This window comes from Tolypothrix sp. VBCCA 56010, from assembly GCF_050875635.1.
In the GTDB taxonomy this organism is placed as follows: Bacteria; Cyanobacteriota; Cyanobacteriia; order Cyanobacteriales; family Nostocaceae; genus Hassallia.
Map to the genome: position 1 here is coordinate 1 of NZ_JBPAOH010000247.1, position 6,884 is coordinate 6,884.

Below are 6,884 nucleotides of genomic sequence, written 5' to 3' on the forward strand. Positions count from 1 at the left end.
AATACGCCTTAGAACCAGCTTGCGCGTTGCAACCTTTCACGAAAAAAGTTACGGATTTCGTCCAGGACGTTCGGCACATGATGCACAGAAAATACTGTTCTTAAACTTAAACTCTCGTGTAAACGGAATCGATAAACGAGTTATTGAACTCGATATTGAAAAGTGCTTCGATAGGATAAGCCATACCACAATAATGAATAACCTTATCGCCCCATTAGGAATTAAGTCTGGCATATTCCGCTGCCTAAAAGCAGGAATAAACCCAGAATTTGCAGAACAAGGTACACCTCAAGGTGGTGTGGTAAGTCCACTATTAGCTAACATCGCTCTTAACGGTATTGAAAGTGTCTACAGATACCACAGAAATGGTACTAAAATAACTGCAAAAACCGCCAAGGAAGATATATCAGAGCCATCAGTCCGGTACGCGGACGACATGGTAATTATACTTCGACCAGAAGACGATGCGAATGAAATACTTGATAAAATCAACGAATTTCTAGCAGCAAGAGGAATGAAGGTAAGCGAGAAGAAAACGAAGATAACCGCTGCGACAGATGGGTTTGACTTCCTTGGCTGGCACTTCAAAGTGCAAAGAAACGGTAAATTTAGAAGTACTCCCTCAGTGGACAACTATAAAAAGTTCCGTCAGAAGATAAAAACCATCGTTAACTGCTCGAATTATGGTTCTAAAGTGAAAGCTGAAAAGCTTTCCCCAATAGTTAGAGGATGGAGAAACTACCACAAGTTCTGTAAGATGGACGGGTCAAAGTTCTCACTTTGGTTCACCAGATTAAGGACGTGGAAAAAGTTTAATAAAGAAACAAAGAACGACAAAAAATCAACCTCAAAATTGATAGATAAAGCGTTCCCATCCGTCTCTTACTCCGAAAGCAAACACGTCATGGTCAAAGGTAACAAAACACCTTTCGACGGAGATATAACTTACTGGAGTGAACGCAATAGTAAGTTATATGACGGTGAAACCTCTAAGGCATTAAAACGCCAAAACCATACATGTGGTCATTGCGGACATAAGTTTGCAGATCATGAAAAAGTTCACCTCCATCATATAAACGGAATCCATAGTGATTGGAAAGCCAAGAATCTTGTAGCAATCCATCAGTCCTGTCACCAATATATTCACATGGAAGAGAACAAAAAGCAACGTGTAAACAAAACCGTGACGAGAGCGCCAAAGAAAATTTGTAGCAATCCGTCAGAAGGATAAAACAACACGTACACATGAGCAACGGGTGTAAACCCTAAGAATATCGGGAGCCGGATGCACAGAAATGGGCACGTCCGGATCTAACTGAGAGGTGCGGGGAATAATATCCCCCATCGACTCAACCAAAAGATAGGTGAAACAGTCAAAGAAACACTTTTAGAGCCAACTTATTTAGGAAAGATTTGATATTTATAGCGATTCCCACTCAGGTGAGGTACAAAATTATATGGCGGGTTGTAGGGGCACGGCAGTGCCGTGCCCCTACGGGTGTACCTCATTAAACCGAGAAACGCTATACAGTTCGTTTTTCCGTTATATTATGTCCGTTTGATTACTTACTAAATTCAAAGAACCCCACCCCGCTCTCATCGTAGCTTTGTCTCCCCTCCCCGCAAGCGGGGAGGGGATTAAGGGGAGGGGTGCTTATTGACTATGGGACTCATAACTAATTACCCAAACATGATATTACTTGTGCGTAAGTACTGTCAAAAAATAAGTCCTGGTTGCGAAAACCAGAACTTTCATTGCATATTAAAAGCTGGATGAAAATCCTTATACGATGTGGATGAAAACACCTGCCAAAAGAGAACCTGTTGCGCCAATAGCAATTAATAAGTAGGTGAAAAATCTGCCAAATTCCGGGTTTTGTCCTAATACTTTATCTTCTTTACCGGCAGTGAAAAATAATGACCAAGCTTGGTTGACATTGATTGTCTTAAAGCTGTTGAAATCAGGTCTAAATACAACGGGTCCAAGTAGGTCTTTTTTGGGAAAGTCAAAATCAGTTCTCATTGTATTTCTCCAAATTTAATTTAAATTTATTTGTTGATGTCTGCGTAGCTAGATTACAGGATTGTCAACCAGGCGATCGCACCATGTCCGGTGAAAACTTCGATCGCTATAAGTGCGACAAAGCCAATCATTGCTAAACGACCATTCAGCTTTTCTGCATACTCGGTAAAACCAAAGCCGGGATTCTGGTCTACGTACATTTTCGGCTCAATGGCGTAGTTATTCAGGCGGTTTTGTTCTTCTACTACATAGCTGCGTGATGTCATGGTTTTTTTCCTTAAGTTTGTTTTCTTGTTAATTAATGTAACATTATGTAAATAAATTTTGCAAGTACTTGACAAGATAAAATATTTTTATCAACTGTATAAGGTGTGTTTGAGAGTGGCAAAATTAAGATAGGGCTTAGGCAAGGTCATGGAACGAACCGCAGAGGCGCAGAGGACGCAGAGAAAAGAGGGTTTGGGAGAGTTTTTGGGTAAGTCTGGTAAGAATATTTCTCGGTTTTCAGCATAAAATGGCGCGTAAAGGTTACACTCTCCCGGTTTTCGCTGTTGCTGCGGCAAAGGCAGCTTTATTGCGTTTGCAAAACAGTGCTGATGTGATATCGTCGGTGAGGCTGGATTTACTTGGTGATGATGCAGAGATTTTAGTTGAGCAAGTCGCTAGTTTAGAATTAACGAGTGCGTTGGCGATCGCTCTGTCTGACCCAGGTGATAATTTGGATTTGACGAGGAATACTCCTGTTTGGGCTTGGGTGAAGTTATTGGCACGAGAAGACCAGGCTTTAGTTTTAGAAGCGGGTGAGGGATTGGGGAAAACGGCAGCGGGAGAAGCTGCTATTTATAGTTATGCGCGACAACTTTTTGAAGCGAATTTGTTGCCGCTAATTCCGGAAGATAAAACTGCGATCGTGCGGATTATTCTTCCTGAAGGTCGTCAACTTGCTCAACGTACATCTAATGCAGCTTTTGGTATTTTAGAGGGTTTGGCGTTGTTGGGAACTAGTGGGATTTCTCAGCCGATGAGTGCTGCTGACCACTTAGAAGAATTTCGCGCCATTTTACAAGACAAAGTGCAGCGTTTTCCCAATTTGGTATTTTGTATTGGTAGCAATGGTTACTCTGTAGCGCAGCGCTTAGGCATTCCAGAAGAAATTATTGTTTCAACGGGAAACTGGCTGGGTGCAATGCTGGTAGAAGCGGGACTTTATCAAGCTGAATCGGTGCTGTTGTTGGGATACCAAGGAAAGTTGATTAAGCTAGCAGGGGGAATTCTTAATACATCAAGTCACCTGGCGGATGCTAAGTTAGAAATTATTGCAGCTGCTGTTGCTGTTATGGGTGATATCTCAGCAGTTCAGGCAATTTTGCAACTGAAGACGGCTGATGAAGCGTATAAAAAGTTGGTGGAACTCAAGTTGGCAGATGCGGTGTTTGCTGCTTTGGCTGAAAAGATTAGCCAGAAAGCAGAGAATTACGTGAAAAAGTATGCAGATTACTCTTTGAAGGTGGGGGTAATTTTGTTTGACCGTCAAGGTAAAATCATAAGTCAGGATGCGAAGGCTAAAGAATTGCTCGATTTTTCTTCGTAGTGAGGAATGCGCGTCCTCATCTTATATATGAGGACTTCAGTCCTCACTACGAATTTATTAAGAGCGATCGCCTATTTGTCCAACCATAAGCGACTTCAACAAACTCTAAGAATGACGTGAGTTCGATAAGCTTTTCTTTCACTAGTTGACCACCAAGGCTTTCATAAAACTTACATGCATAATCAGAGTTTCAAAATCTATGGCTCCAAAATGGTATCACTTAAGCTAGAGCTAGAACTTTACGGGTAGCGAATCGAACCCCTTCAAAATCAGAGTTGAATGTTTTGTTGGAATAGCTTGCTTATCCGGATCGAAGCTGAGATTCGGTAGTCTTCTCAGTAATGTGGTCAAGCAAATAGTTAACTCCATGCGAGCTAAAACCGCTCCCAGACAAAAGTGAATGCCTGAACCAAACCCAAGGTGTTCGTTGGGCGATCGCGTAATATCGAAAACGTCCGGTGAGTCAAACTTTTGGGGGTCATGATTCGCCGCCCCAAGCCCCAGTGCGATGAGGCTACCTTTAGGGATGTCCTTACCGCCAATCGTCAGGTCTTGTTTGGCAATCCGAAAGAAAAAAGGAACGGCGGTATCGAAACGGATTATTTCTTCGACAGCGCAATTGATTAGAGTCGGATTTTGTTGAAGTTTTTGCAGTTGGTCGGGATGATTCAGCAGTGCATTCACCGCATTGGAAATCAGGTCTGTGGTGGTCAACAGACCTGCATTTAAGATCTGAACGCATTGAGATGGGAGTTCCTCAAAATTAAATCCCTGCTCAGAGTAAGCTACGGTCAGCATGCTAATCATGTCGGTTCCGGGTTGCCGACGCCGTTGTTCAATCAGTTGCCTGATTAGTGCAGAAAACTGTGCGGCAGCTCGGTCTGCATGAAGTGCAAATTCTTCAATATTTTCGCCGTCCGGTGAGCCAAAAAATTTGCCAATATCCATAGCCCATTTGATGAAGTTCGCTCTGTCGGTTTCTGGCACGCCAAATATCTTAGTAAGAACGAGCGTTGGTAGTGGGACCGACAAATCGGATACAACATTCATGCAGCCGTGATTTTGAACGTTATCCAACAATTGATCGGTGGTATTCTGGATAATGGATCGCCAGCTTTCTACAGCACGTATTGTAAATCCCTGATTGGCGAACTTCCGCAGTTGGGTGTGGTCAGGTGGATCTTTCTCAACCATCATTTTTGATATCAGATGAAGGAAATTCTGGATTAGGTTGACATCCAAAGAACCTAACTGATTGATATACAACGCTGTGCGGTCTGAACTCAAACGCTCATCCTGTAAAGCCGCCTTAACATCTCTATAGCGTGTCAAAATCCAGTAGCCAAAAGACTCACAATAGTGAACGGGGTCTTCTGAACGCATCCGTTTGAAGAGTGGATAGGAATTGGCTAAAGCGGATGGTGCAAACAGATCGTAGGTTTGCTGGTTTGCTCTTGTTGGCATATTCAAGTGTTGTGAATTCATTTGCTTAATCTCAATTAAGAGTGAACTAAAAAAATTAGGTAGTCACGCGATCGCCTCATATCATGTCCGGTTAAAAACTTCTCATTAAGGGGGCGGTAGGGGGAAAGAAAGTTTTAAGGTATTTTAACCGCTTGACTCATTGGTAACAACTTAAATGCAGTTGCTAGAACTTTACGGGTAGCGAATCGAATCCCTTGAAGATCGCAGTTGAATGTTTTGTTGGAATAGCTTGCTTATCCGGATCGAATCTGAGATTCGGTAGTCTTCTCAGTAATGTGGTCAAGCAAATAGTTAACTCCATGCGAGCTAAAACGGCTCCCAGACAAAAGTGAATGCCTGAACCAAACCCAAGGTGTTCGTTGGGCGATCGTGTAATATCGAAAACGTCCGGTGAGTCAAACTTCGCAGGGTCGTGATTCGCCGCCCCAAGCCCCAGTGCGATGACGCTACCTTTAGGGATGTCCTTACCGCCAATCGTCAGGTCTTGTTTGGCAATCCGAAAGAAAAAAGGAACGGAGGTATCGAAACGGATTATTTCTTCGACAGCGCAATTGATTAGAGTCGGATTTTGTTGAAGTTTTTGCAGTTGTTCCGGATGATGCAGCAGTGCATTTACCGCATTGGAAATCAGGTCTGTGGTGGTCAACAGACCTGCATTTAAGATCAAGATACATTGAGATGGGAGTTCCTCAAGATTAAATCCCTGTTCAGAGTAAGCTACGGTCAGCATGCTAATCATGTCCGTTCCGGGTTGCCGACGCCGTTGTTCAATCAGTTGCCTGATTAGTGCAGAAAACTGTGCGGCAGCCTTGTCTGCATGAAGTGCAAATTCTTCAATATTTTCGCTGCTCGGTGAGCCAAAAAATCTGCCAATATCCATAGCCCATTCGATGAAGTTCGCTCTGTCGGTTTCTGGCACGCCAAATATCTTAGTAAGAACGAGCGTTGGTAGTGGGACCGACAAATCGGATACAACATTCATGCAGCCGTGATTTTGAACGTTATCCAACAATTGATCGGTGGTATTCTGAATAATGGATCGCCAGCTTTCTACAGCGCGTGTTGTAAATCCCTGATTGGCTAACTTCCGCAATTGGGTGTGGTCAGGTGGATCTTTCTCAACCAACATTTTTGATATCAGATGAAGGAAATTCTGGATTAGGTTGACATCCAAAGAACCTAACTGATTGAGAAACAACGCTGTGCGGTCTGAACTCAAACGCTCATCCCGTAAAGCCGCCTCAACATCTCTATAGCGTGTCAAAATCCAGTAGCCAAAAGACTCACTATAGTGAACGGGGTCATCTTCACGCATCCGTTTGAAGAGTGGATAGGAATTGGCTAAAGCGGATGGTGCAAACAGATCGTAGGTTTGCTGGTTTGCTCTTGCTGGCATATTCAAGTGTTGTGAATTCATTTGCTTAATCTCAATTAAGAGTGAACTAAAAAAATTAGGTAGTCACGCGATCGCCTCATCTCATGTCCGGTTAAAAACTATCAATAAAGGGGCGGGCGGTAGGGGGAAAGAAAGTTTTAAGGTATTTTAACCGCTTCACTCATTGGTAACAAGTTAAATGCAGTTGATTTTTGTCAATACATCTAAAGAGGTAAATCAATTGAGTATTATTAACAAGTCTTCGCTTAATAGGGGTTTATCCCGATAGGTGCAAGATATAAGTATATGTAATGAAGGCGATCGCGTTGACATCAGCTAACTTCGCTTCTCGGATAAGCATATTTTTCTTCGTAGTGAGGAATGCGCGTCCTCATATATAAGATGAGGAC

Annotated in this window: 5 protein-coding genes and 1 pseudogene; 2 read left to right on the forward strand and 4 right to left on the reverse strand. The window is 42.9% G+C overall.

Features of this window, described 5'->3' with window-relative positions:
* Positions 1-1,231, forward strand: a pseudogene (locus tag AABK37_RS39365) (group II intron reverse transcriptase); the annotation flags it as partial.
* A 552-nt stretch (positions 1,232-1,783) separates the two neighbouring features.
* Here the strand turns inward: AABK37_RS39365 and AABK37_RS39370 are convergent.
* Together AABK37_RS39370 and AABK37_RS39375 are read right to left on the reverse strand one after the other, a co-directional pair.
* Positions 1,784-2,023, reverse strand: coding sequence for a hypothetical protein (locus AABK37_RS39370; protein ID WP_039737746.1), 240 nt, complete (start codon positions 2,021-2,023; stop codon positions 1,784-1,786).
* A 53-nt stretch (positions 2,024-2,076) separates the two neighbouring features.
* Complete coding sequence (locus AABK37_RS39375; protein ID WP_029632563.1) at positions 2,077-2,289, reverse strand: chlorophyll a/b-binding protein; 213 nt, start codon at positions 2,287-2,289, stop codon at positions 2,077-2,079.
* Positions 2,290-2,537: 248 nt separating this feature from the next.
* Between AABK37_RS39375 and cbiD the strand changes: the two genes are divergently transcribed.
* Positions 2,538-3,614 (forward strand): cobalt-precorrin-5B (C(1))-methyltransferase CbiD, encoded by a 1,077-nt coding sequence (gene cbiD / locus AABK37_RS39380; protein WP_432556829.1) that lies wholly within the window; start codon positions 2,538-2,540, stop codon positions 3,612-3,614.
* A 231-nt stretch (positions 3,615-3,845) separates the two neighbouring features.
* Here cbiD and AABK37_RS39385 read toward each other — a convergent pair whose 3' ends face one another.
* Together AABK37_RS39385 and AABK37_RS39390 are read right to left on the reverse strand one after the other, a co-directional pair.
* The gene (locus AABK37_RS39385; protein ID WP_432556830.1) at positions 3,846-5,099 is read right to left on the reverse strand and encodes a cytochrome P450; all 1,254 of its coding nucleotides are present in this window, start codon (positions 5,097-5,099) and stop codon (positions 3,846-3,848) included.
* A gap of 163 nt (positions 5,100-5,262) precedes the next feature.
* Positions 5,263-6,516, reverse strand: coding sequence for a cytochrome P450 (locus tag AABK37_RS39390; protein ID WP_432556831.1), 1,254 nt, complete (start codon positions 6,514-6,516; stop codon positions 5,263-5,265).
* Between the last annotated feature and the right edge of the window lie 368 nt (positions 6,517-6,884).